Consider the following 2850-nt stretch of genomic DNA (forward strand, 5'->3'; position numbering starts at 1 on the left):
GCCCGACGCGCCGCTGCGGCGCCCCCGCCGCAGGCTGGCCGTGCCGCTCGCGGCGATCGCGGCCGCCGCCGCGCTGCTGGCGCTCGCCATCGTGCCCCGCATCGACGCGCGCGCCGCGCAGCGCGCGCAGGTTGCCGCACAGCAGGCGCTGCCGGTGTCCGTGATCCTGCCCGGCGCGGCGCCGGCCGATCAGACGCTGACGCTGCCGGGCTCGGTGATGCCGTATGCGGAAGCGTCGATCTACGCGCGCACGAGCGGCTACATCGCGCACTGGAGCGCCGACATCGGCACGCACGTGAAGGCCGGCGCGACGCTCGCGCAGATCGCGGCGCCCGATCTCGACGCGCAGCTGCGGCAGGCGCGCGCCGACGCGGCGACGGCCCAGGCGAACTACGACTACGCGAAGTCGACGGCGCTGCGCTGGCAGGACATGCTGAAGACGCAATCGGTGTCGCAGCAGGACACCGACACCAAGGTCGCGGACATGAATGCGAAGCGCGCGATGCTCGCTTCCGCGCAGGCGAATGTCGCGCACCTGACCGAACTCGTGTCGTACGAATCGATCGCGGCGCCGTTCGACGGCGTGATCACCGCGCGCAACGTCGACGTCGGCACGCTCGTCACGGCGGGCGGCACGCCGGGCAGCCCCGGCCTGTCCGGCGAGCTGTTTCATCTCGAACAGACCGGCACGCTGCGCGTGTTCGTCGACGTGCCGCAGGACAGCGCGGCCGGCGTGTCGGCCGGCACGCCGGTTTACCTGACCACGCAGCAGTATCCGGGGCGACGCTTCGCCGCGCGCGTCGCGCGCAGCGCCGGCGCGATCGATCCCGCCACGCGTACGATGCGGGTCGAGATCGACGTCGACAATCGCGACGGCACGCTGATGCCGGGCGCCTATGCGCAGGCGCACCTGCAGGTGGCAAGCACCACGCCCGCATACGAACTTCCCGCCAGTGCGCTGCTGTTCCGGCCCGACGGCGTGACTGTCGCGGTCGTCGACGCGAACGGGCGGAGCGCGCTGCGGACCGTGCAGATCGGCCGCGATTTCGGCACGCACGTCGAGATCGTGTCGGGGCTGGCCGCGACCGATCGCGTGATCGACAACCCCGGCGATTCGATCACGGCCGGCGAGATCGTGAAGGTCGTGTCGGTCGAGCACGGCGCGACACCGACCGCCGCGCCGGCTTCCGGCTCCGCTGCGACTACGCCTGCGACGAAAGCCCGCGGCTGATCCATGAGAATCCACGAGATGCCCGCCATGCGCTTCCTTCGCCCGTTTCCATTTACCCGCCGCGTTGTCGTGCTCGGCGTCGCCGCCGCACTGGCCGCGTGCTCGACGCTGCCGCCCTATTCTCCGCCCGCCGTCGCGGTGCCTGCGCATTACGCTGGCATACCGGCATCGGGCGTACCGGCATCGGGCATACCGGCCGTGCAATCCGGCTGGAACGTCGCCGCACCCGCCGATGCCGCCTCGCGCGGCCCATGGTGGACCGCCTTCGGCGATCCCGACCTGAACGCGCTCGAAGCGCGCGTCGACGTGTCGAACCAGACCGTGAAGAAAGCCGTCGCCGATCTTCAGCAGGCGCGCGCGATGGTCGACTACCAGCATGCGGGGTTCCTGCCGACCGTCACGGCCGGCGTCGCGCAGACCCGCGCGCGCGTGTCGCAGAACAAGCTCGGCTCGTCGCTCGCCGGTCAGAGCACGTCCGACTACCAGGTCGGCGTGGCCGCGAGCTGGGAACCCGACCTGTTCGGCCGCGTGCGCAACGCGGTGACCGGCGCGCAGGCGAACGCCGACGCGAGTGCGGCCGACCTGCAGTCGGTGAAGCTGTCGGTCACGGCGGATCTCGCGACCGACTACTTCGCGCTGCGCTCGCTCGATACGCAGAAGCGGTTGCTCGACGACTCGGTCCGCGCGTACGCGGACGCGCTGCAACTGCTGCAGCGGCAGCTCGCGGCGGGCGCGATCGATGCGTCCGCGGTGGCGCAGGCCGCGACGCAGCTCGAAGCGACCCGCACCCAGGACACCGATATCGACGTGTCGCGCGCGCAACTCCAGCATGCGATCGCGACGCTGGTCGGCGAGAACGCGTCGACGTTCGCGTTGCCGCCGCGCGTGCAGCCGCTGGTGGCGCCGACGATTCCGGCCGGCCTGCCGTCGCAGCTGCTCGAGCGCCGCCCCGACATCGCGGCGGCCGAGCGGCGCGTCGCGGCCGCGAATGCGCAGATCGGCGAGGCGCGCGCGGCGTTTTTCCCCGACCTGATCCTGTCGGCGAGCGCGGGGCTCGAAAGCGGCTTCTTCGCGCCGTGGCTGACCGCGCCGAGCCTGTTCTGGTCGCTCGGCCCGCAGCTGGTCGGCACGCTGTTCGACGACGGACGCCGCAGCGCATCGCTGCGCGGCGCGCATGCACAATACGACGGCGCGGTCGCCGACTACCGGCAGACCGTGCTGGTCGCGTTCCAGCAGGTCGAGGATCAGTTGTCCGCGCTCGACGCGCTCGCGTCGGAGGCGGTCAGCCAGCAGCGTGCGACCGACGCGGCCGACCTGTCGCTGCGACTGACGACGAACCGCTTCAACGCGGGCGCCGTGAGCTATCTCGATGTGGTGACCGCGCAGACGATCGCGCTGACGAACCAGCGCCAGGCCGACCAGATCGCCGCGCGCCGGATGGAGGCTGCGGTCGGCTTGCTGAAGGCGCTGGGCGGCGGCTGGCAGGCGGGCGCGGACCTCGGGGCGAGCGCCGCTGCGCCGGGCGCTGCGAACAGGCCCTAACAGGCTGTTGAAATTCGGAACGGTGTAAACGGGCCCTGAGGGTGGTGCGTTAGAGATATCGTGTTCATGATCTTGGG

At 71.6% G+C, this 2850-nt stretch carries 2 protein-coding genes; both read left to right on the forward strand.

Translation table 11 applies throughout. From position 1 onward, the window contains the following. Window positions 1–1231 (forward strand): efflux RND transporter periplasmic adaptor subunit (locus BST28156_RS34315; protein ID WP_254596500.1); only part of this gene is annotated, 1231 nt, incomplete at its 5' end. A gap of 27 nt (window positions 1232–1258) precedes the next feature. Then, entirely contained in the window at window positions 1259–2773 is a 1515-nt protein-coding gene (locus BST28156_RS34320) for an efflux transporter outer membrane subunit (protein WP_174904559.1), read from the forward strand. Window positions 2774–2850 lie beyond the last annotated feature (77 nt).

This window comes from Burkholderia pseudomultivorans (genome assembly GCF_902499075.1).
In the GTDB taxonomy this organism is placed as follows: domain Bacteria; phylum Pseudomonadota; class Gammaproteobacteria; order Burkholderiales; family Burkholderiaceae; genus Burkholderia; species Burkholderia pseudomultivorans.

Coding starts and splice junctions, on each gene's coding strand:
- BST28156_RS34320 (WP_174904559.1), top strand. CDS start 1,259: ATGCGCTTCCTTCGCCCGTTTCCATTTACCCGCCGCGTTGTCGTGCTC.